19 protein-coding genes are annotated in these 23,161 nt (G+C 70.3%); 7 read left to right on the top strand and 12 right to left on the bottom strand.

All coding sequences use genetic code 11. From position 1 onward, the window contains the following. The gene (locus OM076_RS33160) at positions 1-1,566 is read left to right on the top strand and encodes a GAF domain-containing SpoIIE family protein phosphatase (RefSeq protein WP_270044444.1); all 1,566 of its coding nucleotides are present in this window, start codon (positions 1-3) and stop codon (positions 1,564-1,566) included. On the opposite strand, the gene OM076_RS33155 is transcribed toward OM076_RS33160, so the two are convergent. Together OM076_RS33155 and ftsE are read right to left on the bottom strand one after the other, a co-directional pair. Beyond that, positions 1,538-2,431 (bottom strand): cell division protein FtsX, encoded by an 894-nt coding sequence (locus OM076_RS33155; RefSeq protein WP_270044443.1) that lies wholly within the window; start codon positions 2,429-2,431, stop codon positions 1,538-1,540. The two genes, OM076_RS33160 and OM076_RS33155, sit on opposite strands and share 29 nt — an antisense overlap. Further along, positions 2,428-3,249 (bottom strand): cell division ATP-binding protein FtsE, encoded by an 822-nt coding sequence (ftsE, locus tag OM076_RS33150; protein ID WP_270044442.1) that lies wholly within the window; start codon positions 3,247-3,249, stop codon positions 2,428-2,430. Before ftsE ends, OM076_RS33155 begins: the two co-directional genes overlap by 4 nt. 81 nt (positions 3,250-3,330) lie before the next feature. On the opposite strand from ftsE, the gene OM076_RS33145 reads away from it, so the two are divergent. Next, positions 3,331-4,578, top strand: a complete 1,248-nt coding sequence (locus OM076_RS33145) for a M16 family metallopeptidase (protein WP_270044441.1) — start codon at positions 3,331-3,333, stop codon at positions 4,576-4,578. 45 nt (positions 4,579-4,623) lie between these two features. Continuing rightward, positions 4,624-4,983, top strand: a complete 360-nt coding sequence (locus OM076_RS33140; RefSeq protein WP_270044440.1) for a hypothetical protein — start codon at positions 4,624-4,626, stop codon at positions 4,981-4,983. Here OM076_RS33140 and OM076_RS33135 read toward each other — a convergent pair. Next, positions 4,980-5,543, bottom strand: coding sequence for a C40 family peptidase (locus tag OM076_RS33135; protein WP_270044439.1), 564 nt, complete (start codon positions 5,541-5,543; stop codon positions 4,980-4,982). The two genes, OM076_RS33140 and OM076_RS33135, sit on opposite strands and share 4 nt — an antisense overlap. A 182-nt stretch (positions 5,544-5,725) precedes the next feature. Here OM076_RS33135 and OM076_RS33130 point away from each other — a divergent pair, with 182 nt between their 5' ends. Further along, positions 5,726-7,135: an RNA polymerase sigma factor gene (locus OM076_RS33130; RefSeq protein ID WP_270044438.1), complete on the top strand. Its 1,410-nt coding sequence runs from the start codon at positions 5,726-5,728 to the stop codon at positions 7,133-7,135. A gap of 63 nt (positions 7,136-7,198) precedes the next feature. Beyond that, entirely contained in the window at positions 7,199-7,855 is a 657-nt protein-coding gene (locus OM076_RS33125) for a hypothetical protein (RefSeq protein ID WP_270044437.1), read from the top strand. 6 nt (positions 7,856-7,861) lie between these two features. Here OM076_RS33125 and OM076_RS33120 read toward each other — a convergent pair whose 3' ends face one another. The 4 genes from OM076_RS33120 to prfB form a co-directional block, all read right to left on the bottom strand. Beyond that, the gene (locus OM076_RS33120; protein WP_270044436.1) at positions 7,862-9,241 is read right to left on the bottom strand and encodes a calcium-binding protein; all 1,380 of its coding nucleotides are present in this window, start codon (positions 9,239-9,241) and stop codon (positions 7,862-7,864) included. A gap of 38 nt (positions 9,242-9,279) precedes the next feature. Continuing rightward, positions 9,280-10,257 carry a quinolinate synthase NadA gene (gene nadA, locus OM076_RS33115; RefSeq protein ID WP_270044435.1) on the bottom strand — a complete coding sequence of 326 codons (978 nt, stop codon included), beginning with the start codon at positions 10,255-10,257 and terminating at the stop codon, positions 9,280-9,282. Next, on the bottom strand, positions 10,254-11,078 hold the full coding sequence (gene nadC, locus OM076_RS33110) for a carboxylating nicotinate-nucleotide diphosphorylase (RefSeq protein WP_270044434.1): 825 nt from the start codon (positions 11,076-11,078) through the stop codon (positions 10,254-10,256). The genes nadA and nadC overlap by 4 nt, the downstream gene beginning before the upstream one ends. 33 nt (positions 11,079-11,111) lie before the next feature. Then, positions 11,112-12,219 (bottom strand): peptide chain release factor 2 gene (prfB, locus tag OM076_RS33105; protein WP_270044433.1). Its coding sequence is split into 2 segments (ribosomal slippage): positions 11,112-12,143 and positions 12,145-12,219, totalling 1,107 coding nucleotides; the frame shifts between segments, so codons are not numbered across the junction. A gap of 35 nt (positions 12,220-12,254) precedes the next feature. Here prfB and OM076_RS33100 point away from each other — a divergent pair. Beyond that, positions 12,255-13,694: a phospholipase D-like domain-containing protein gene (locus OM076_RS33100; RefSeq protein WP_270044432.1), complete on the top strand. Its 1,440-nt coding sequence runs from the start codon at positions 12,255-12,257 to the stop codon at positions 13,692-13,694. Here OM076_RS33100 and OM076_RS33095 read toward each other — a convergent pair. The 5 genes from OM076_RS33095 to hpf all read right to left on the bottom strand — a co-directional run bounded on the left by OM076_RS33095 (position 13,691) and on the right by hpf (position 21,737). Continuing rightward, positions 13,691-16,603: an HD domain-containing protein gene (locus OM076_RS33095; protein WP_270044431.1), complete on the bottom strand. Its 2,913-nt coding sequence runs from the start codon at positions 16,601-16,603 to the stop codon at positions 13,691-13,693. The genes OM076_RS33100 and OM076_RS33095 overlap by 4 nt on opposite strands. Positions 16,604-16,607: 4 nt before the next feature. Continuing rightward, positions 16,608-17,429 carry a formyltetrahydrofolate deformylase gene (purU, locus tag OM076_RS33090; protein WP_270044430.1) on the bottom strand — a complete coding sequence of 274 codons (822 nt, stop codon included), beginning with the start codon at positions 17,427-17,429 and terminating at the stop codon, positions 16,608-16,610. Then, positions 17,426-18,307 (bottom strand): LysR family transcriptional regulator, encoded by an 882-nt coding sequence (locus OM076_RS33085; protein ID WP_270044429.1) that lies wholly within the window; start codon positions 18,305-18,307, stop codon positions 17,426-17,428. The genes purU and OM076_RS33085 overlap by 4 nt, the downstream gene beginning before the upstream one ends. Positions 18,308-18,479: 172 nt before the next feature. Continuing rightward, complete coding sequence (secA, locus tag OM076_RS33080; RefSeq protein WP_270044428.1) at positions 18,480-21,323, bottom strand: preprotein translocase subunit SecA; 2,844 nt, start codon at positions 21,321-21,323, stop codon at positions 18,480-18,482. A 42-nt stretch (positions 21,324-21,365) separates the two neighbouring features. After that, positions 21,366-21,737 carry a ribosome hibernation-promoting factor, HPF/YfiA family gene (gene hpf, locus OM076_RS33075; protein WP_270044427.1) on the bottom strand — a complete coding sequence of 124 codons (372 nt, stop codon included), beginning with the start codon at positions 21,735-21,737 and terminating at the stop codon, positions 21,366-21,368. Between the two features lie 88 nt (positions 21,738-21,825). Between hpf and OM076_RS33070 the strand changes: the two genes are divergently transcribed. Next, entirely contained in the window at positions 21,826-23,049 is a 1,224-nt protein-coding gene (locus tag OM076_RS33070) for an EAL and HDOD domain-containing protein (RefSeq protein ID WP_270044426.1), read from the top strand. The last annotated feature ends 112 nt before the right edge of the window (positions 23,050-23,161 follow it).

Raw genomic sequence — 23,161 nt, 5'->3', positions numbered from 1 at the left:
GTGCGGGCGTTGATCGCCGAGCCGGACGCCACGCGTCGCGCCGCGCTCGAAGCCGAGTTGCTGCGCCACGGCTACGAGATCGAGCTGCGCGACGCCGCTCCCGCGTCCGCCGACGGGTTCGACCTGATCTGCCTCGGCGGCGAGGACGCGCTCGCGGCGTGCCGGGCGCTGGCCCCGTCGCAGGCCATCGTCATCCTCGTGGGCGACCTCGATTGCGGGGAGATCGTGCACTTCGTCGGCGTGCAGCTCGGCGTCGGCGCGTACCGCGCGGAGCACCGGCACCTCGTGCGCGAGCAGACCGCACGGGTCGCCGCGCAGACCGCGGAGCGCCGCAGCGCGTTCCTCGCCGAGGCGAGCCCGCTGCTGGACGCGTCGCTCGATCTCCGCTCCACCCTGGACTCGCTGACGCGCCTCTCGGTCCCGTTCCTGGGCGACGTCTGCATCGTCGACGAGATCCACCTCAACGACGTCCGCCGGCTCGCCGCGGCCGCCGCGGACCCGGTGGTCGAGCGGATCGTGCGCGACCTTCCCGCGCGCTACCCCGTCGATCCGGACGATCCGATCGCCCGCGTGGTCGAGTCGGGCCGCGCCGAGATCCTGACCGGGGCGGGAGCGGGCGTGTTCGGTCCCGCCGTGGATTCCGGGCACCTGCAGGCCGCGTTCGGCCGCGCCGCGATGCTCGTGCCGCTGAAGGCCCGCGGGCACATCATCGGCATCGTCGTGTTCGTCTCGCTCGATGCGGCGCGGCGCTACGACATGGACGACCTGCTGCTCGCCGAGGACCTCGCCCGCCGCGCCGCGCTCGCGCTCGACAACGCGCGGCTCTACGAGGACCTGGGCGGCGTGGCGCGGGCGTTGCAGGCCGCGCTGCTGCCGCAGCGGCTGCCCGACCTCGTGGGTGTGGAGCTCGCCGCCCGCTTCCGCCCCGCCGGCGACGGCAGCCTGATCGGCGGCGACTTCTACGACGTGCTGCCGTTCGACGGCGGCGTGGATCTCGTGATCGGCGACGTCACCGGCAAGGGCGCCCGCGCGGCCGCGCTGACGTCGCTCGTCCGCCACACGGTCCGCACCGCCGCGCGCTACGAGGACCGTCCCAGCCAGGTGCTCGACGTGGTCAACCGGACATTGCTCTCCGAGCGCTCCGAGCACGGCGGCCGCTACTGCACCGTCGCGTTCTGCCGCCTGGAGCTCAACGGCTCGGCGCGGGCGACGATCTGCTGCGCCGGGCACCCGATGCCGATGGTGATGCGCGGCTCAGGCGCGGTCGACCACGTCGGCCGGCCGGGCTCGGTGCTCGGCTGGGTGGACGATCCGAAGCTGCTCGACATCGACTTCGAGCTCGCGCCGCACGAGTCCCTCGTGCTCTTCACCGACGGCGTGACCGAGGCGCGCACGACCGGCGACGCGTACGGCCTCGGCGGGCTGGAGTCCCTGCTGCGCGAGGCGGCGGGCGACGACGCGGCGGGCGTCGCCGCGCGCGTGGACCAGGCCGCGGCGCTCGCCGGTGAGCGCCGCGACGACGTTGCCGTCCTCGTTGCTAGACGCGGAGGAACTTCCGCAGGCTGAGGCCGGAGCCCAGCGCGGAGACGGCGATCCCGGAAGCCAGGAGCAGGCCGATCAGGAGCCGGAAGTCGATCGTGTTCGGCGTCGCGATCAACGCGAAGTCCTTCGCCAGCGGGTCGACGATCGCGATCTTGGCGACCACGAGCAGCAGCACCGCGAGCAGGCCGCCGGCCGCGCCGACGATCACCCCTTCGAGCACGAACGGCCAGCGGATGAACCAGTCGGTCGCGCCGACCAGCTTCATCACCTCGACCTCGCGGCGGCGGGCGTAGAGCGAGAGGCGGATCGTGTTGGCGATCAGCAGCACCGAGGCGATGCCGAGCAGGCCGAGCAGGAGCGCCATCGTGAGCTTCACCACGCGGGTCACCGAGAGGATCTTGTTGGTGTCCTCCTCGCGGTTCTTGACCTCGTCGATCGCCGGGTCGACGACCGTCGTCCCGCCGCCCGGGGCCTGCGGCGCGAGCGCGTCCTTGATCTTGCCGATGTCGTCCGGCTTGACCGGGGTGATCCGGTAGCTGTCGGGCAGCGGGTTGGAGCCGAGCAGCTCGTAGGCCTTCGGGTTGCGCTTCTTCTCGGTCCGCAACGCCTGCGCCTTGGAGATGAACACGACGTCCTTGATCATCGTGTCGCCCCGCAGCAGCCGGCCGACGCGATCGATGTCCGTCTGCTTGACGCCATCCTTGAGGTAGACGTCGGCGATCACCTTGCCGCGGACCTCGTTGGCCGCGCCGGTGGTCGCCTGCACGACCGGGAGGAAGACGCCGAGCACGAGCACGGTGACGAGCACCGTGGCCATCGCGGCGAAGCTCGGGATCGCGTTGCGCTTGAGCGCCCGCAGCGCCTCGCGCAGGAAGAAGATCGGCCTCATCCGAGTGCGCCCCGCATGCGGATCGCGAACTCGCGCGTGTTCTCGCGCGCCGCGTACGCACCGGCCTGCTCGTCACGGACGATCTTGCCGTCGGCGAGCTCGATCACGCGCCGGCGCATCTTGTCGACCATCGCCACGTCGTGGGTGGCGACCAGGACCGAGGTGCCGGTCTGGTTGATCCGGTAGAGCAGCTGCATGATCCCGATCGACGTCTCGGGATCGAGGTTGCCGGTCGGCTCGTCCGCGATCAGCAGCGGCGGGTGGTTCACAAACGCGCGCGCGATCGCCACGCGCTGCTGCTCGCCGCCGGAGAGCTGGTCGGGATAGTTGTGCAGCTTGGTGCTCAGACCCGTCAGGCGCAGGATGTCGGGCACCTTGTCGCGGATCTCGCGCCGGCCACCGCCCGTGACCTGCAGCGCATACGCGACGTTCTCGTAGACGGTGCGGTTCGGGAGCAGCTTGTAGTCCTGGAAGATCACGCCGAGGTTGCGCCGGTAGTACGGCACGCGCTGGCGCGGGATCTTCTGCAGGTCGCGGCCGGCGACGCGGATCTCGCCCTCGGTCGGATCGAGCTCCTTGATCAGGAGCTTCATCGCGGTCGACTTGCCGGAGCCGGAGTGGCCCACGATGAAGACGAACTCGCCCGGGAAGATGTCGAAGGACACGCGGTCGAGCGCGACGTCGGTCGCGCTGTAGCGCATCTCCACCCCGCTGAAGGACACCACCGCGCCGGTGGCGGGCGGGTGATTCGCGGAGGTCGGGCGATGCGGGTCGTCGCGGTGCCGGCGACGACGCAGATGTCGTTCAGTGGCTGCCATGCGTCTCGGTCGAGGGTACGAGGCAGGGTTCGCTGGACACGCAAGGTTCCCTGCAATCGGTGTCGAGTAGGCTCATCTTCTATGGCGCGCATCGAGTCCTCCTCCCTGCCGAACGGGCTTCCGCTGCACAGCGTTGAGCTGCCCACGCGCTCTACGACGGTGCTCGTGGCGTTCGACGCGGGCGCGCGCACGGAGCGCTCCGAAGAGAACGGGATGGCCCATTTTCTTGAGCATCTGGTGTTCAAGGGCGGCCAGAAGTACGACGACTACCGCAAGGTCAACCAGACCGCGGAGACGATGGGCGCGGTCCTGAACGCGTACACGTCGCACGATCTCGTCGCGTTCCACATCACCTGCCGCGCCGAGGTGGCGACCGAGGCGATCGACCTGCTGACCGACTTCGTCGGCCGCCCGAAGATCGACGCCGAGGAGCTCGACCGCGAGCGCGGCGTCGTGATCCAGGAGATCGCGCGCGCGCAGGACCAGCCGTCGGTGCTCGCCGAGCACCTGATCGACCGCGCCGCATTCGGCGATCACCCGCTCGGGCGCCCCGTCCTGGGTCCCGAGGAGCACCTGCGCACGTTCTCGCGCGATGCGATCCTCAGCTTCCGCCGCCGCCAGTGGGTGGGGTCGCGCGGGGGCGCGTTCCTGGTGGGCAACCTCGATCACCTGCCGGAGAACTCCGAGATGGCCGAGCTCTTCGGCCGCTTCCCGTCGATCTCCTCCAACGGCGGGTCCGAGCCGGCGCCGGCCTTCGCGCCGACCACGCTGGTGGAGTCGCGCGAGTCCGCCCAGTCGCACCTGCGGATGTCCTACCGCCCGCAGATCGATCCGCGCGCGCCCGCCGACCGCGCCGCGCTGAGCGTCTACTCGACGCTGCTGGGCGGGTCGATGGGCTCGCGGCTCTTCGACGAGATCCGCGAGCAGCGCGGCCTCGCGTATTCGGTCTACGCGCTCGATCACTCCTTCGCCGACGTGCCGATCCTGCAGCTCTCCGCCGGCCTGGACTCGACGAAGTGCATCGAGGCGTTCAAGCGCATGGGCGAGATCGTCGACGAGCTGCGCAGCGACGGGCCGAGCGAGGAAGAGGTCGAGCGCGCCCGCGCGTACGCCGCCGGCCGCCGGGTGCTCGCGTTCGAGAACACCAACGCCGTCGCCCGCCACGCCGCGTCCCAGACCGTCGTCTTCAGCCAGAACATCGATCCCGACAAGGCGATCGCCGCCCTGGACGCGGTCACCTACGACCAGGTGGTCGAGGTCGCCCGCGGGATCTCCGAAGAGCGCTCGATCGCCTGCGTCGGACCCCATACACAAGACGAGTTCTCATAACGAACGCTTGCTGGTTGGCCCTTCGTGGGCCACAATGGTTGTCGGGTGAACTTCGAGGAGCTCAACCACCGCGAGCTCGAGCGGTACGTCCGCCGCGTCTCGGACCGGTGGCCACTCGACCGCGCCCTGCTGGGCGGGGCGCGCGTCGCTGACCTGCGCGGGGCCGGCGCCCAGCGCGAACGCGGCCCGGAGTACGTGGTCGTGCTCGTCTCCGAGCACTTCGACGGCGTGCCCTGGCTCGAGCGCGTCTACGTCACCGGCACGCTGTGGGACGCCTACGAGATGGGCGCTCCCGCCGACATGCACGCCTACACCGCGGCGGAGTTCGAACGTCGCCGCGAGAACCTCCCCGCCGTGCGCGACGCGGCGGAGTGGGGCCTAGAGCTCCTCCCCGAGCACGCTTAGCGCAGCCTGCGCGCGCCGACGTAGTGCGCGCCCCAGTAGGCGTCGTCCGTCGCGTGCTCGATCACTCCCGCGTTCGTCGCTGACACCACGGTGCGCTTCCCGGTCGCGATGCCGACGTGCGAAGCGCCGGCGCCGGCGGTGCTGAAGAAGACGAGGTCGCCGCGGCGGATGTCGTCGCGCTCGACGGGGTGTCCCAGCGCGGCCTGGCCCTGCGAGGTGTGCGGGAGCTTGACGCCGGCGGCGCGCGCGTAGGCGTACGCGGTCAGCCCCGAGCAGTCGAACGCGTCCGGGCCGCTCCCGCCCCAGGCGTAGCCGTCGCCGATCTGCGCTTCAGCGACCCTGACGACGTCGCCTTCCTCCTGCGCTTGCGCCGCCCGCGCTTGGGAGCGCATGGCGAGTGCGCGGGCGGTCGCCGCCTGCGCCGCGCGGTCGACTTCTCTCTCGACGGGCACGACCGGCAACTCGGGCACTGGTAGTGGCGCGGCGCTCGCCCCGGCGCGCGGCAACGCGCACGCGATCAGCGCGGTCAACGGGACGAGCCGCCGCCAATGGCGGGGCATCGAAAACGTGTCCTTTCGGTGGCGGGCCCGAGCGCGAAGACGCGCTGACCATCGGGCCAGGAACAGCGATTCACCGTAGCAGCAGGGACTTTGCATGAACCGCCGTCCGAACCAAGACTCCAGCCCGAACCACCTGCAACTTCCGTGCGTAACGCCAGGCGACACTCGCGTGTCGCAGGGGCATGCCGATACCTTCGCCTTCGTCCGTACTGCTGCGCACCCAGTCCGACGAGCGGCTGGTGTCGCTCGCCCGTGGGGGGAGCGAGCGGGCGTTCGAGGCGATCGTCGAGCGCTACCGCGGGCCGCTCCTGCGCGCCGCACGGCGCTATCTGCCCGAGGCGCGGGCCGAGGATGCGCTGCAGCAGGCGTACATCGCGGCCTGGAGCGCGCTGCAGCGCGGCGACGACGTGCGCGACCTGCGCGCGTGGCTCTACCGGATCGTCCACAACACCGCGCTCAATCAGCTGCGCGTCTCCGGGTACGACTACGCCGAGCTCGAGGACTCGCTGACCGGCACGGACGCCCCGCAGGAGGAGATGGAGCGCCGCGCGGTGGTGCGCCAGACGCTCACGGGCCTCGCCGCCCTGCCCGACCGCCAGCGCGAGGCGCTCCTGCGGATCGCGATCGAGGGTCGCTCGCAGGAGGAGGTCGCGCGCGAGCTGGGCGTGACCGAGGGCGCGGTGCGCCAGCTCGTGCATCGTGCGCGGATGACGCTGCGGGCCGCGGCGACCGCGGTCGTCCCGCTTCCGCTGGCCCAGCTGGCGGCCGCTGCGGGCGGCGGCGGAGCGGGGCCGCCGACCGCCGAGCGGCTCGCCGAACTGATCGCCGGCACCGGAGCGGGTGCGTCCGCCGTCAAGGCGGGTGTGGTCGCCGTCCTGGCGACGAGCACCGCGGCGGTCGCGGGCCCGTCGATCGTCACGTCCGGCGCCGAGCCCAACACGCACCGCGCGGCGCCGGTCTCGGCGCCCGTCGCCGCCCCGCAGGATCCCGGCGGCACGCACATCCTCCCGGTCGCGACGTCGACCGCCACGCCGACCGCGACCGCCCACCACGAGAGCGCGCGCAGCGGGAAACGGACGACCCCGCGCCGGCGCCCGCGCGCAGAGGCCAAGACGCCGGGCACGGCGGCGACCCGGCCGCGCGCGACGGCCACGCCGACCGCGCGTGCGACCGCCACGCCGGCGCCGACCGCGAGCGCCGACGACCATTCCGGCTCGGGCTCCGACGATCACTCGGGCTCCGGATCGTCCGGCTCGGGCAGCGATGACCACTCGGGCTCGGGATCGTCCGGCTCGGGCTCCGACGACTCGTCCGGCTCGGGCTCATCCGGCTCCGGCTCGTCGGGCTCCGGCTCGTCGGGCTCCTCCGGATCGTCGGGCTCCGGTTCGAGCGACTCGTCCGAATCCGGCCCGGGGTCGCTGTCCTCCGGTCCCGGCCCGGGCCCCACCCCCACCGCGACCCCCACACCCGCCCCGACGACCTCCGGGTCCTCCGGCGGCCCCGGCCCCTCCGGGAGCTCGGGCGGCTCCGGCTCGTCGGGTTCGGGCTCCTCCGGCGGCTCAGGCCACGGGGGCCACGGCGGCGACAATTGACCATCCGTCGATCCTCACGCCGCCGGATTGCAACCCCGGCGCGCTTCGGCCGATCACCGGGGCATGCGAACCCTCGTCCGAACGATCAGCGCCATCGCCCTCGCCGCGCTGGTGGCTCTGGTCCCCGCGGCTGCCGCCTCCGCCAAGAAGCCCAAGGCCGCCGCCTGGGCGAAGCAGCATGACCTGAAGGGCGCCTGGCGCTCGAAGGACGCCGACAAGGACGGCGTCAAGAACTTCGCCGAGTTCAAGCTCGGCACCGACCCGCGCAAGGCCGACACCGACAAGGACGGCCTCAAGGACGGCGACGAGGTCGAGTCCGCCAACGACCCGCTCGACGCGGATACCGACGGCGACGGCATCAAGGACGGCTCCGAGCACGCCGGCGTCGTCACCGCCTTCGACGGCGACACGATCACGATCAAGCAGTTCAAGGGCCCGGCGATCACCGCGACGATTGACGACAGTTGCGGCGTCACCGCCGACGACTCCTCGCTCGACGACGGCACCGTCGACTCCAGCGAGTCCGACTGGAGCGACGACGACTCCGGCGACGACCCGACGGCCGACACCTCGACCGACGACAGCTCCGAGGTGGATCTCGGCGACGACACCGCCGTCGGCTGCGACTTCGACGAGGTCGAAGAGGGCAGCGTCCTCACCCAGGCCACGTTCGAGACCAGCGACGGCGAAACCGTCGTCACCGGCCTCGAGGTCGCCTGACCCGCTTCAGCCGCGCAAGGTCACGACCCTGGTCGTGGCCTTGCCGGACGAGGGCGCGGCGCTGATCCGCACCCGCACGTGGGTGACCTTGCGCAGCAGACTGCGCCCCGCGGAGCCCACCTTCACCCGCACGCTGCCCGAGTGCCCGGCGGCGACCGAGTAGGACGCTGAGCCGATCGTCACGGTCTTGCGTGACTTGCCCACCTTGACCTTGGACGCGGTCCGCAGGGTCAGCTTGCCGCGACACCGCTCGCCGCCGGCCTTGCAGTGCAGCTTCACCGTGATCCGCGACTTGCTCACGCTCAGTTTCGAGGAGCTGATGCTCGGCACCGGGACGGGCGCGGAGCCGGGCGGCGGCGCGGCGACCCCGGAGCGCTCGACGGCCTCGCACAGCGAGCCCGGATCCTGCGGGACGACGTCGAGCTCGTCGACGATCGCCGTGTCGGCTCCCGGCCCGCAGTTGAGCTGCTCGCGGACGCCGTCGCGCGCGTCGACCGTGTCGTTGCCCGCCACCGAGATGTAAAAGCCGGACCCCGACCCTTCGCCCGACAGGGAATCCAGCCCCGGACCGCCGGTGATCGTGTCGTCGTTGCCGCCGCCGGAGATCGTGTCGTTGCCGTCGCCGCCGTCGATGGTGTCGTTGCCGTTGGCGCCGTCGATGACGTCGTCGCCGCCGAGGCCGGAGAGGACGTCGGCCGACTCGCTGCGCATCTGGACGCTGTTCGGACCGTCGGTGCCGGTGAAGTGGATCGACGGTGCGGTGCTGACGCCCTCCAGGTTCTCGAGGTCCGCCCCGTAGTTGTCGGCTTCACCGGCGAAGCCGTCGTCGGCGACGCCGTCGAAGGTCGCCGTGATCGGCCCGTTGCCGCCCGACGCCGCGTCGAGCCAGAGCGAGTCGCTGCCGGGGCCGCCGGTGACGACGTCGCCCGATCCGGCGTCGTCTTCGTCCGGTTGCAGCCTGTCGTTGCCCGGCCCGCCGTCGAGCAGGTCCGCGCTGCCCTGGCTCTGGAGGTCGTCGTTCCCGTCCTCGCCGTAGAACTGGACGCTGTGACCGGCGGCGTGATCGTTGCTGGACTCGGCGATGTCGTTGCCGTCGCCGAGATGGACGATCACCGTCGGGTTCGCCCCGGCCGCGTCGCAGTGCCCGCCCAGCCCGTCCACGACGCAGCCCGGCCCGGGCACGATGTCCACGTGGTCGTCGAACTTCGGCACGTAATCCGGGCCGGCGGCGACGTTGCCCCAGTTCACCGTGAAGAAATTGGCCTCGCCAGGGTTCGCCTGGAAGGTGATCGTGTTCGGTGCCGTGATCGAGAGCGTCCCGGCGTGCGCGGCGGGAGCGGTGGCGGCAAACGCCGCCACCGTGCACAACAGTCCCCTGCAGAACATACGGGCATCCTCTCATCCGGATGCCCGCGGCGGCGGCGTCAGCCGATGGCGACCATGCGCTCGATCGGCAGCCGGGCACGCTCGGCGATCGCCTCGGGCACCTTCACGACGCCCGAGTTGTCGCGCAGCGTGTCGCGCAGCTTCGGCAGCGTGATCATCTTCATGTAGCGGCACGAGGCAGCCTCGTTGGCGGCGACGAAGTCGATGTCCGGCCGCGCCATCTGCAGCGGATGCAGCATCCCGGTCTCGGTGGCCATGATCGCTGTGGTGCCCGCCGGCGCGCTCGCGGCCCAGGTCATCATCCCGCCGGTCGAGAGCATGTGCACGCCCTCGGACGAGACGTCCCCCGCGGCCACGTACTCCATCACCGAGGTCGAGCAGCCGCACTCCGGGTGGATCAAGAAGTCCGCGCCGGGGTGCGCGTCGCGCATGTTCGTGATGTCCGACGGCCGGATGCCGGCGTGCACGTGGCACTCGCCGTCCCAGACGTGCATCTTGCGCCCCGTCTCCTTCTCGACGTAGGCGCCGAGGAACATGTCCGGCCCGAAGAGGATCTCGGTGTCCTCACCGTGGGTGGCGTAGATGTGCTCGACCACCTGCACGGCGTTGGAGGACGTGACGCAGTAGTCGGTCTCCGCCTTCACCTCAGCCGTGGTGTTGACGTACATCACCACGAGGGCGTTCGGGTGCTTGGCCTTCCACGCTCGCAGCTGGGCCGCGGTGATCGAGTCCGCGAGCGAGCAGCCCGCGTCCATGTCCGGCAGCAGCACCGTCTTGCCGGGCGAGAGCACCGACGCGGTCTCGGCCATGAAGTGCACGCCGCAGAACGCGATCACCTCCGCGTCGGTCTTGGCCGCCTGCTGCGACAGGGCGAGCGAGTCACCGACGAAGTCGGCCACATCCTGCACCTCGGGCAGCTGGTAGTTGTGCGCGAGGATCACGGCGCCGCGCTCGGCGGCCAGTGCGCGTACTTCGGACTGCAGGGCCGGGACGGATTCGAGCGTGAGGAGGTTCACTGGACGGTCTCCAAGATCAGCGACAGATCGAGGACCGGCGCGGAGTGGGTCAATGCACCGATCGAGACGTAGTCTACACCACTAATGGTCGCGTAGACCAAAACTGTCTCCTCATCCACGCCGCCGCTCACCTCGAGCACCGCCCGGCCGCCCACCTGCGCCACCGCGGCGCGTACCTCGTCGGGCGTCATGTTGTCCAGCAGCAGCCGCTGCGCGTTCGCCGCCAGCGCCTCGTCGATCTCGGCGCCGTCACGCACCTCGACGGCCAGCCCGAGTTCCGGCCGCGCCGCCCGCGCCTTGTGCACGGCCTCGCCCACGCCGCCCGCGAGCGTCGAGTGGTTCTCCTTGATCAGGATGAAGTCGAACAGCCCGATCCGGTGATTGACGCCGCCGCCGTGCGCGACCGCGGCCTTCTCGAGCAGCCGCATCCCGGGCGTGGTCTTGCGCGTGTCGAGGATCTTCGCCCCGCCCTCGCCCACGGAGCGGACGATGCGCGCCGTCTTGGTCGCGACCCCGGAGAGCCGGCCGAGGAAGTTCAGCGCGGTGCGCTCGGCGGTGAGGATCCCGCGTGCCGAACCCTCGACCCGCAGCACCGGCCCGCCCTCGCGCCACTCGCCCTCGGGGCCGAGCCGCGTGATCTGCGCGTCGGGATCGAGCCGCAGGAACACGGCCTCGGCAACCTCCAGCCCGGAGATCACCCCGGGCGCCTTCTGCGTGATCGTCGCGACGCCACGAGCCGCGGCGGCGACGGTGGCTTCAGTCGTCGCGTCGCCTTCGCCGACGTCCTCGGCGAGCGCGCGGTCGATGAGATCCGTCTCCATGACGGACCATTCTAGTCGACGCGACTAAAAGGCTTAGCCGCGGCCCTTGGCGTTGGCCTCGAGCCAGGAGCGGACGAAGCCGTCGAGGTCGCCGTCCAACACGCCGTTGGCGTTGCCCACTTCGAAGTCGGTGCGGTGGTCCTTGACCATCGTGTACGGGTGCAGGACGTAGGAGCGGATCTGCGAGCCGAAGTTGACGTCGAGCGTCTCGCCACGCGCCTTGGCGATCTCCGCCTGGCGCTCTTCCTCCTGGCGCTGGATCAGCTTGGCGCGGAGCATCGCCATCGCGGTCGCGCGGTTCGCGGACTGCGAGCGCTCGTTCTGGCACTGCACGACGATCCCGCTGGGGCGGTGGGTGATGCGCACGGCGGAGTCGGTCTTGTTGACGTGCTGGCCGCCCGCGCCTGAAGCCCGGTAGGTGTCGACCTGGAGGTCGTCGTCGTCGATCGTGACCTCACCCGCCTCCTCGACCACCGGCGCGACCTCGACGCCCGCGAAGGACGTCTGGCGGCGGTTGGCGGAGTCGAACGGCGACAGACGCACGAGACGGTGCACGCCCTTCTCGGCCGAATAGAGGCCGTAGGCGTTGTCGCCGGACGCCCGGAAGGTCGCGGACTTGATGCCCGCTTCCTCGCCCGCGCTGGCCTCGAGCAACTCGACCTTGAACCCGCGCCGCTCGGCCCAGCGCATCTCCATGCGCAGCACCATCTCGGCCCAATCCTGCGCGTCGGTGCCCCCGGCGCCCGCGTTGACGGTCACGAGCGCGTCGCCCGCGTCGTAGTCGCCGGTGAAGAGGCGCTGCTCCTCCGCCGCCTGCAGGCGCACCTCGACGGAGTCGATCGCCTCGTCGAACTCCGCTGCGATCTCCGGGTCCTCGTCGGCGAGCTCGGCGAGCCCGTCGAGGTCCTCGGCGTCGGACTGCAGCTTCGTGAAGGTGTCGAGCCGGCGCTGGGTGCGCGTGTGCTCGGCTCCGACCTTCGCGGCGGTGTCCGGGTCATCCCAGAACCCCGCCGATCCCATCTCCGCTTCCAGCGCGCTCAGGCGCTCCTGCATCCCAGCCGGGTCAAAGATAGTCCGAGAGCAGGGACATCTGCTCACGGATGGCTGCGAGGCGCTGCGGGGTGGGCTGATCAGAGGCCATATTGATCCTGGAGGCTAGCGGGTAAGCGAAGCGACATGGCCCTCCCGATCCGCGACCGCGTCGACGCCGCCGTCGGCGACGGCCTCGAGCGCGCGATGACCCACCACCACCTGCGCCGGCTGCGGCGCCACGACCAGCTCGCGGCGCTCGCGCCGGCCGGCGAGGGGCTGTGGGCCCAGACCGCCGTCCCGCCGCGCGACGGCAACGCGCTCGAGGTGCTGATCGACGGGGAGAACGCGCTGCCGGCGATGGCGGAGGCGATCCGCGGAGCCCAGCGCCACGTGCACATCTGCTCGTGGAACTTCCAGCCCGACTTCGACCCGGGCCCGCGCAAGTCGACGCCGATCCGGGACCTCCTGGCCGAGGTCGCAGAGCGGATACCGGTGCGGCTGCTCGTCTGGGCGGGCGCGCCGGTGCCGGTCTTCAAGCCCCGCCGCGGCGACGTCAAGGCCGCGCGCGACGCACTCGTGCGCGGCACGAAGATCCAGTGCGAGCTCGACGCCCACGGCCGGCTGATGCACTGCCACCACGAGAAGATCGTGATCGTCGACGACGAGGTCGCGTTCGTCGGCGGCATCGACCTCACCGCGCTGGCGGGTGACCGCTACGACTCCAACCAGCACCCGCACAAGGAGGACGAGATCGGCTGGCACGACGCGTCCTCGCGCTTGCGCGGGCCGATCGTCCGCGACGTCGCCGCCCACTTCGCGCTGCGCTGGGAGGCCGTCCACGGCGAGGCGCTGGAGCTGCCCGAGCGGCTCGCGCCCGCCGGCGACACGACGGCCCAGTTCGTCCGCACCGTCCCCGAGGGCGCCTACGACGTGCTCCCGCGCGGCGAGTTCTCGATCCTCGAGAGCTACGTCCGCGCGCTGCGGAGCGCGCGAACGCTGATCTACCTCGAGAACCAGTTCCTGTGGTCGCCTGAGATCGTGCACATCCTCGAGGGCAAGCTGCGCAACCCGCCGACCGACGACTTCCGCGTCGTCGTCCTCCTCCCCCACAAGGCCAACAACGGCCAGGACGACACGCGCGGCATGCTCGGCCGCCTCGTCGCGGCCGACGAGGACCGCAGGAACTTCCTCGCGGCGACGATCATGTCGCGCACCGGCGAGCGGTCAGGCCCGCTCTACGTCCACGCCAAGATCGGCATCGTCGACGACGCGTGGCTGGCGATCGGGTCCGCGAACCTCAACGAGCACTCGCTCTTCAATGACTCGGAGGCCGACGTCGTCACCTGCGACCCGGCACTCGCCAGAGCCACCCGCCTGAAGCTGTGGGCGGAGCACCTGGAAGGACCGGCGGACGGCGATCCCGCGACGGTGATCGACGAGCAGTGGCGCCCGACGGCGAGCGAGCAACTGGAGCGCCGCCGCGCCGGAGCGCCACTGACCCATCATCTCGTCGAGCTGCCCGGGGTCAGCCGCCGTTCCCGGCGGCTGATGGGCCCGCTCGACGCGCTGGTGGTGGACGGTTAGGTCCGTGTGGCCGACCAGGCGGCGAGGTGCGGCCGGATCTCCGGGTGTCGCTCCGCGATCGCGTCCCGCTGCTCGCGCCGCCGCTCGGGATCTCGCTCGATCGTCCCGCCGACGATCCGCTGCCAGGTCGCCGCCAGCGCGTCGACCACGGGCGAGCCGGTGCCGGGCCGGAACAGCGTCACCGCCGCGCTGGTCGCGCCCCCATTGAACTCGACCTCGAGCAATTCGCGCAATAGCGCCGTGTCGTCGGACCGCGTGGGTTCCGGCGTCTCCTCGTGCTGTCCCGGATCGACGCTGTAGCCCCACTCGCCGCCCGGAGCACTCGTCAGGTGCTCACCCAGAAGCGGAAAGGACAGATCGGGACGCTCACTCAATAGCTCATGCCGCGGCTGAGCGAAGGCGAACGCGATCATGGTGATCGTCGCCTTGAACGGACTGATGCGTTCGACCTCGCCGATTCCACGGCGCACCAGCTCGCGGACCACGCCGGCCGATATCGAGAGGCGATCGTGCTCGAGACCGAGCACCGAGCGCATCGGCAGCCGTTGCCAGCTTGGGCTCGTCACGTCATTGAGGAAGCGGTGACTCGCAAAAACGGATCCGAGGTCATCGTGTTGCCACCACACGCACCACGCGCCGTCGCCAAGCGGTGCACAGAGGGTCAGCGGCGCCCAGGCGTCGCGGCCCATCACCGAAGCGAGATACGGCCCACTAGCCAGCGGGTACTGACGAGCGCCGGCCACGAGGGCGTGGGCCACGACGTCCAGGCCGATCGAGCGCAGCAGTTCGTCCTGGAACGGTGCGAACGACTCCGTCAGGCGGTAGCGATTGAGCGAGATCCCGAGGCGGTGGCGCGAGTCGAACACGGCCAGCGGTGGGAAGCGAAGCCAGCGTGAGCGGTGAAGGCCTCGCCACTCGTACGCACTGTCCGCCCTCTGGCCCGGGACATGGATTCCGATGCCGTTGTGCGCGACCGACCCTGCCTGGCGTGTGTCGCTCACGTGCCAGAGCACCCCGTCGAGCTCCGGCACGGCGAGGAGCCGCCAGTCTTTCGGCAGCGGCGACTCGAGGTCCGGCACCGCGGCCCGCGAGTCGCTCGCGAGCGAGCTCTGCTCCTCGTCTCGGAAGAAGACGTCCGGATCGCCGAGCCGGTAGAAGCCGCGGATCTCGTCGATCAGACTCGGGGGCGGGAATGCTGCCTTGCGAGAGGGCGGGTCGGCCGTCGGGATGACCACCTCGGTGCCGAACGGCACATCGTCCGCCCAGATCAGCTCGACTATGTCGTCATCGAGACGCGCGACGAACCGGGCCCCGCGCTCGGCGGTGAGATGGCGCGTGGTCACGCGGATCTCCGGTCCGAGCAGGAAGGAAGCGAACGCGCCGATCCCGAAGCGCCCCGTCTTCATCCATCGGATCGCGGTCGCTCGATCGATCCCGTCCAACTCGACGGGAGACGGACCGAGCGACGCGCCGGACTTGAGGAAGTAGTCCACGATCGTGTCCGGAGTCATTCCGATCCCTCGATCGACGATCCGCAGTATCCATTCACCCTCGCTCGTGCGCACGTGCTCGACGAGGACGTCCGCGGGCAGTGGCCGGAACTCGTCGGGCGTGAACGCGCGGTCGGACCCGTGCTCCCAGCGCCGTCGCTCACGGACCGCATCGACCGCGTTCTGGAGCAGCTCGCGACCCGCGACCGCCGGGTGATCGCCGTAGAGATCACCGATCATCAGCCGGAAGAGCTCCTCGCCGCTGCGCAGCGCCGCCCGCCGTGGGATGAACTCGAGCGCCTCGTGCAGGCCTTCCGAGTCGAGGTTGGTCTCGACGCGCTGCTTGGTCAGGCGCAACGCCGGCTGCACGGTTCCGTAGGTCTCGCTCAGCACGGCCGTCGTCACGTCCAGCTGCGCCCGCAGACCTCGGAACAGGTCACGCAGCTGGAAATGGGTCCGGTAGTCGTGTGAGGGCAGCACGTCGATTACGATCGCGCCGGGGTCCTCGTAGGCCCAGCTGATCTGATGGACGGCCCGGTGCAGTGCCCACTGCTCGACACTCACACGACTCTGCGGCTCCTTCAACCGGAGCAGCACCGTCGGTGCCCGGTCCTGGTCGATCTGGAGGTAGTCGGCAACGCCGAGCAGTCCCATCAGGTACGGGAGGTGCGCGCCCGCCGGCTCGATCACCGTCCGATACTGATCCTTGAGGTAGTGCAGCATCACCCGCAGGTCCTCGTTGTGCGAGCGGGCGGTCACGCCGATCGCGTCGGCGAGCCCCGGCAGGTCGCGAGCGAGCACCGGGAAGTCACCGGGTGGGACCCCCGGGAATCCGTAGATCGCGATCTCATGGCTCAGCCGCGCGTGATGGCGCCGGATGAACTCGCCGATCAGGAGATGGTCGTCGTGCGTCCAGCGCGAGTGATCGAGATCGTTGTCACCGAAGGCGACCGCCGGGATCCCGCGGTTCCCGGGTCCCAGGATCGTGTCGATCTGCGTCTCGGTCAGATGCCGCGCGGCTTTGCGGAACGCCTGCCAGGTCTCGTCCCATGGGCGGTCCGGCGCGCGCGAGCCCTGTGCTTCGCGGAACCATCGCAGCGACTTGAACCGGGAGCCAGGTGCCACCAGCTCGGCGAACCCCGGAGGGCGAAGATGCATTCCGAGGTCGTGGACCACCGCCGCGCCGGCGAGCACCGCGGCGTCGGAGGCGTTCAGAAGCGGCTCTGCTTCTTCAGGCACGAGTCTCCACGCGGTCTCCATCACCCGGACGACGTGCTCGATGCCGTGATCGGTGTAAGCCGGGAAGAACGGCGTCTTGTTGTCCACCAGGATCGGGCCGGCCGCCTCGACCAAGCGAAGGACCCGCGACGCATGGGGCCAGCCTTCGAGCCGTGAGCGCAACGGCTCCGGGAGGCGCATCTTCCTAGAAGACCACTGTCCGATTTCCGTGCACGAGCACACGGTCCTCGAGATGCCACTTGACGGCGCGGGCGAGCACGGTGCGCTCGATGTCGCGGCCGAGGCGGACCATCGTCTCGGCGTGTTCGCGGTGGGAGACGCGGGCGACGTCCTGCTCGATGATCGGGCCGGCGTCGAGTTCCTCGGTCACGTAGTGCGCGGTCGCGCCGATGATCTTCACGCCCCGCTCGAACGCCCGCTGGTACGGGTTGGCGCCGGCGAAGGCGGGGAGGAACGAGTGGTGGATGTTGATCACGGGCGTGTCCAGCGTCGTGAGGAACCCGCCGGACAGGATGCGCATGTAGCGGGCGAGGACGACGAGGTCGACGTCGTTGAGCAGCTCCAGCAGCTCCGGCTCGTTCGGGTACGGCACGTGGTGGTACGGGATGCCGAAGCCCTCGACGTCGGCGCGATGGTCGGGGTGGTTGGAGGCGACCAGCGCGATGTCCGCGTCCAGCTCACCGCGGCGGTGGCGCCACAGCAGATCGACCAGGCAGTGATCCTCCTTGCTCACGAGGATCGCCATGCGCTTGGGCCTACCGCCGTCGGTGAGGCGCCAGCGCATGTCGAGCCGGTCGCCGACCTCCTGGCCGAAGGCGCGTCCGAGCGCGCTCAGGTCGCCCTGCTCGAGGGTGAACTCCATCCGCATGAAGAACTCCCCACCCTCGGGGTCGGTGGAGTGCTGGTCGGAGGTGATGATGTTCGCGCCGGAACCGGCGAGGAAGCCGGCGACCGCGGCGACGATCCCGTGCCGGTCGGGGCAGGTGATCAGTAGGCGCCCGTTCATCCGGTCGCGGAGGCTACTTCGATCAGCGCTTGCAGCGTCGGCTCGACGAGTGGGTGGCGGCCGCCGGGCGGGGTGAGGACGTACAGGTCGCGCTGCGGGCCGTTCACGATCTTGGCGAACGCCAAGCCGGGCATGCCGGGCTTCAGCAGCCGCGGGACGAGCGTCACCGCGGTGCCGCGGGCGACGAACTCGCGGATCGCGATCGGGTCGCGGGTGATCGAGACGATGCGGGGCTCGAAGCCGGCCGCGCGGCAGGCGCGGGCGATCAGGCCGTCGGTCGACGCCGCAGACCACGGCGCGTCGGCGAGCTCTTCGAGGGCGACCGTCGGTTTGCCGCTCAGGGCGTGGTCCGGCGGGAGTGCGACCAGGAACGGCTCGCGCAGGATGTCGTGGCGCGTCAGGCCCTCGTGCTCGCGCCGCGCCAGCGCCGCGTCCTGGAACGCGACGCTCAGGTGCAGCTCGCCGGTCTTGACCCGCTCGGCCAGCGCGAGGCTGTCGCCCTCCTGGACGAGCACCTCGGCGTCGGGGTAGGCGTCACGCAGCCGGCGCACGGTCTCGGGGACCAGTGCCGCGAGGGAGCTGGAGAACGCGCCGATGCGCAGTCGCCCGCGCTCGGCGTTGTTGTGCTCTTCGAGCTGCGTTGTCGCAAGCGTGAGGGTGTCGGCGAGCGCGTCGGCGTGCTCGAGCAGGATCCGGCCCGCGGTTGTCAGCTTCAGCCCGCCGGGCTCGCGGTCGAGCAGCCGCGCGCCCACCTCGGTCTCCAGTGCCGCGACCTGCTGCGACACGGCCGGCTGGGTCAGTGCGAGCGTGCGCGCGGCGGCGCTGAACGAGCGCTCGTGGGCGACGGCGCGGAAGGTGAGCACGCGCCGCGGGTCCATAGGTTCAGCTTATAGGTTGGCTGAAACGATGATTTGAACTGATGCCGTTTGGCGCACACACTGGGATCCATGCTTCCCATCTCACAGATCGCAGAGCACGTTATGCGCGGAACGCTTCAGGGCGCCCAGGCGACGGACCCGGTGCGCAAGCCCCGGGTCCGGAAGCGCCGCTTCACGCTCCGTGGCACTTCTTGAACTTCTTGCCTGAGCCGCACCAGCACGGGTCGTTGCGGCCGATCGTCTCGTGCTCGGTCACGCGGCGCTGGGCCACGACCGGCGGCTCCTCGACCTGCGGGCCGTCGTCACCGTTGGTGTACGCGGTCGGCTGGTCGGCCTCGGTCCCGCCGTAGTACTCCAGCGCACCGAAGTTGCTCTGCTGCTGCGGAGTCCATTCCTGCGGCGGCGCCTGCACGGCGCCGCCTTCAGGCTGCTCGGGGCCCTGCACCTCGACCTCGACGTTGTAGATCATGCGCGCGAAGTCGGCCCAGATCGAGTTCATCAGGTCCGCGAACAGCGTGAAGGCCTCGTTCTTGTAGGCCACCAGCGGTTCGATCTGCGCGAACCCGCGGAGGTGGATGCCCTCGCGCAGGTAGTCCATGTCGTAGAGGTGCTCACGCCAGCGCTGATCGATGATCTGCAGGATCAGGTAGCGCTCGAGCATGCGCATGAGCTCTTCGCCGAGCTCTTCCTCGCGCTCGTCGTAGAGGCCCAGCGCGTCCTCGGAGAGCATGCGCTTGAGCTCGTCGCGGTCGATCGCCGAGCGGTCGAGCTCCTCGACGCCGAAGTCCACGTGGTAGATCTGGTCGAGCTGGACCCACAGGCCCTCGAGGTCCCAGTCGTCGGCGAAGTCGCCCGGCGTGTACTCGTCGACCGTGCGCCCGATGACCTCGGCGATCTGTTCGCGCGCGACGTCGGCCATGTCGCGGCCTTCGAGCACCTCGTCGCGGTACTTGTAGACGACCTCGCGCTGCTGGTTCATCACGTCGTCGTACTCGAGGACGCGCTTGCGGATGAGGTAGTTCTGCTCCTCGACCTTACGCTGGGCGCCCTCGATCTGCTTCGTGAGCATCTTCGCTTCGATCGGCTCTTCCTCGCCGTCCTCGCCCTTCGGGCCGAGGCGGTCGAGGATCTTGTAGATCCGGTCGCCGGCGAAGAGGCGCACGAGGTCATCCTCGGCGGAGAGGAAGAAGCGCGACTCGCCCGGGTCACCCTGGCGGCCGGCGCGGCCGCGCAGCTGGTTGTCGATCCGGCGCGACTCGTGGCGCTCGGTGCCGACGATGAACAGGCCGCCGGCCTCGGCGACGATCTCCTTGTTGGCCTCGACGCGCTCCTCGATCTTCGGGAGGATCTGCTCGAAGCGCTCCTCGTAGTCCGGATCGCCGGGGCGCAGGCCGAGCTTGACCAGCTCGATCTCCGTCAGGTGCTCGGCGTTGCCCCCGAGCTTGATGTCGACGCCGCGGCCGGCCATGTTGGTCGCGATCGTGACCGCGCCCGGCGAGCCCGCCTCGGCGATGATCGAGCCCTCGCGCTCGGCGTGCTCGGGCTTGGCGTTGAGCACCGTGTGCGGCACGCCCATCTTGCGCAGGCGCTCGCTGAGGAGCTCGGACGTCTCGACCGAGATCGTGCCCACCAGCACCGGCTGGCCCTTGTCGTGGCGCTCCTGGATGGCCTTGGCCACGGCGCGCCACTTGCCCTCGCGGGTCTTGTAGATCTGGTCGTTCTGATCCTTGCGGACCATCGGCCGGTTCGTGGGGATCTCCACGACGCCGACCTTGTAGATCTTCATGAACTCCGTGGCCTCGGTGAGGGCCGTGCCCGACATGCCGGCGAGCTTGTCGTACATGCGGAAGTAGTTCTGCAGCGTGACGGTCGCCAGCGTCTGGTTCTCCTCGCGGACCCGCACGCCCTCCTTGGCCTCGACGGCCTGGTGCAGACCCTCCGACCAGCGGCGGCCATCGAGGATGCGCCCCGTGAACTCGTCGATGATCTTGACTTCGTCGTCGATGACGGCGTAGTCGACGTCCTTCTTGTAGAGCGACTCGGCCTTCAGCGCCTGGTGCAGGTGGTTGACCAGGTTGCCGTTCTCGGCGCGGTAGAGGTGCTCGATGCCAAGGAAGCGCTCGGCCTTCTCGACGCCCTGCTCGGTCACCGAGACCGTCTTGTGCTTCTCGTCGTACTCGTAGTCGTAGTCCGCCGTGAATTCCTTCTTCGCCCGCGGATCCATCCCCTCGGGCTTCTTGCCCGGGATCATGTTCGGGGCCAGCTTGGCGAAGCGGTCGTAGAGGTCCCCGGCCTGCTCGGGTGCGCCGGAGATGATCAGCGGGGTACGCGCCTCGTCGATGAGGATGTTGTCGACCTCGTCGACGATCGCGAAGTTGTGCATCGCGATCGGGCGGCCGTCCTCGCCGATGCGCCCGCCGTGCTGGACCTTCTCCTCCAGCCGGGTCGCCATGTTGTCGCGCAGGTAGTCGAAGCCGAACTCGGAGTTGGTGCCGTACGTGATGTCCGCGGCGTAGGCGGCGCGCTTCTCCTCGTAGGGCTGGTTGTTCTGGAGCACGCCGACGGTCAGGCCGAGGCCTTCGTAGATCGGCCGCATCCAGTCCGCGTCGCGGCGGGCGAGGTAGTCGTTGACCGTGACGACGTGCACGCCCTTGCCGGGCAGCGCGTTGACGACGACCGCGAGCGTGCCGGTGAGGGTCTTGCCCTCGCCCGTGCGCATCTCGGCGATCTGGCCGTCGTGGAGGACCATGCCGCCGATCAGCTGCACGTCGAAGTGGCGCATCGCCATCTTGCGGCGCCCCACTTCACGCGTGAGCGCGAACGCCTCGGGCAGCAGCTCGTCGATGTCCTCGCCCTCGCGGGCGCGCTCACGCAGCTCCGCGAACTGCTCCTTGAGCTCGTCGTCGCTGGACTCCTGGAGCTCGGGCTCCCAGTTATTGATCCGCTCGACGCGCTTGGAGTAGGCCTTGAACTGCTTCGCTTCGCCCATTCGGAGGGCGCGCTCGAGGATGGACATAGCTACCTAGACTAGCGGCCGAGCGCGCCCTGATCAGGCCTGTTACTGGAGCGTGGTGGGTGCTTCCTCGAGCGTCGCCTCGGTCGTGTTCAGCGCCTCGGCCGCGGAGCGCGTTTCGCGCCGCCCCCGTCGCTTGTCCCGATGGCGCTTGACCTGGCGCTCCATGTTGTCCGCCACGAGGTGGACGGCGTGCTTGGCGTCCTTGGAGACCTCCTTGGCCCGCAGTTGCGTTCCCTTGAGGTGCAGCACCGCCTCGGCGGCGACCGGATCGCCCGGGACGTTCTCGTCCGCCACTTCCACGTCGAGCGTCGCCTGCTCCGATACCTGCTTGGAAATCTTGTCGAACCGCCGCTCGACGTACTCCCGCAGCTCTTCGGTGACCTGAAGGTTCTTGCCCTTCACCTCGATCTGCATGGGGACTCCTCTGTCGGGGTCAGCTTTTGTGAATCGTAGCCTCAAGCGAGCGCACGCATTGGCCGAAGTACGTACTGTGAGTATCTCCGTGCCCGCTCCCGCGAATCCCGGCCGCCAGGAAGTCGCGGTCGTTCGCCATCCGATCGCGGATGCACGGAATGTTGTCGTGGGTTACGAGCTGCGCTTCGGCGGGTCCGTCGATCTCGGCGATCCGGCGATGGACGCCAAGGCCACCTCTGCCCTGCTGGTGGAGGCGTTCGGCGACATCGGGCTGGAGACCCTGGCCGGCCGCCACCCCGCGTGGGTGACCATCGCGCGCAACTTCCTGGTCGAGATCGGGCCGCCGCCGGTGCGCCCCGACCGCGCGGTACTCCAGATCAAGGCTTACTCGGCCCGCGAAGACCTGCTGCAGATCCTGCAGAAACTGGCCCGTTCGGGCTACACGATCGCGCTGGACGAGTACGACGGCTCGCTGATCGACAACGTCGAAGAGCTCATGGGGCTCTGCTCGATCGTCCGCGTCGACGTCTCCGCGGTCTCCGCCGAAGACCTCCCCCGCGTCCTGCGCGTGCCCAAGATGCAGGGCGCGATGCTCGTCGCGACCGAAGTCGGCGACCACGCCGCCTTCGAACGCTGCAAGGCCCTCGGCTTCACCTACTTCCAGGGCGAGTACTTCGCCCAGCCGCGCATCTTCCGCCATCGCGGCGTCGCGACCGCCGGCCTCGGCTCCCTGCGCCGCCTGTCCGAGCTGACCGCGGGCGACATCTCCTTCGAAGACCTCGAGCGGATCATCTCGTCCGACATCGGCCTCTCGCTGAAGCTGCTTCGGTACGTGAACTCGGCGTTCTTCGCGCTGCCGCGCACCGTCGGCTCGGTGCGCGAGGCGCTCGCGATGCTCGGCGTGCGCACCGTCCGCCGCTGGGCGACGGTCATGGTCATCTCCTCGATCCCCGACGTGCCGGACGAACTCGTGGCGCTCGGTCTGCGCCGCGCCCACATGTGCGAGATCCTCGCGGGCTCGGCCCTTCCCGAGGAGCGCGAGACGCTGTTCACGATCGGGCTCTTCTCGGTCGCCGACGCGCTGCTGAACGCCCCGATGGCCGACGTCTTGGACTCTTTGCCGTTCACCGAGGAGATCCAGACCGCCCTGCTGCGCCGCGAAGGGCCGAAGGGCGAACTGCTCGCCGCGGTCGCCGCGTATGAGCGGGGCGAGTTCCCGACGCTGCCGACGACCGACTCCTCCCCGTCTCTGGCGGGCGCCTACCGCTCCGCCCTGGCGTGGGCGGACGAAGCCAGCCGCGCCGTCGCCTAGAGCGACACCGCACGACGCCCCCCGCGCGCCTCGCGCACCCCGGCGCCCCGCGCACCCCCGGCGCCCCGCGCACGCCCCCGGCGCCCCGCACGCCCCCGGCGCCCCGCACGCC

The organism is Solirubrobacter ginsenosidimutans (genome assembly GCF_027587205.1).
The sequence above is the reverse complement of the archived record's forward strand: the minus strand, read 5'-3'. Positions and strand labels throughout refer to the sequence as shown.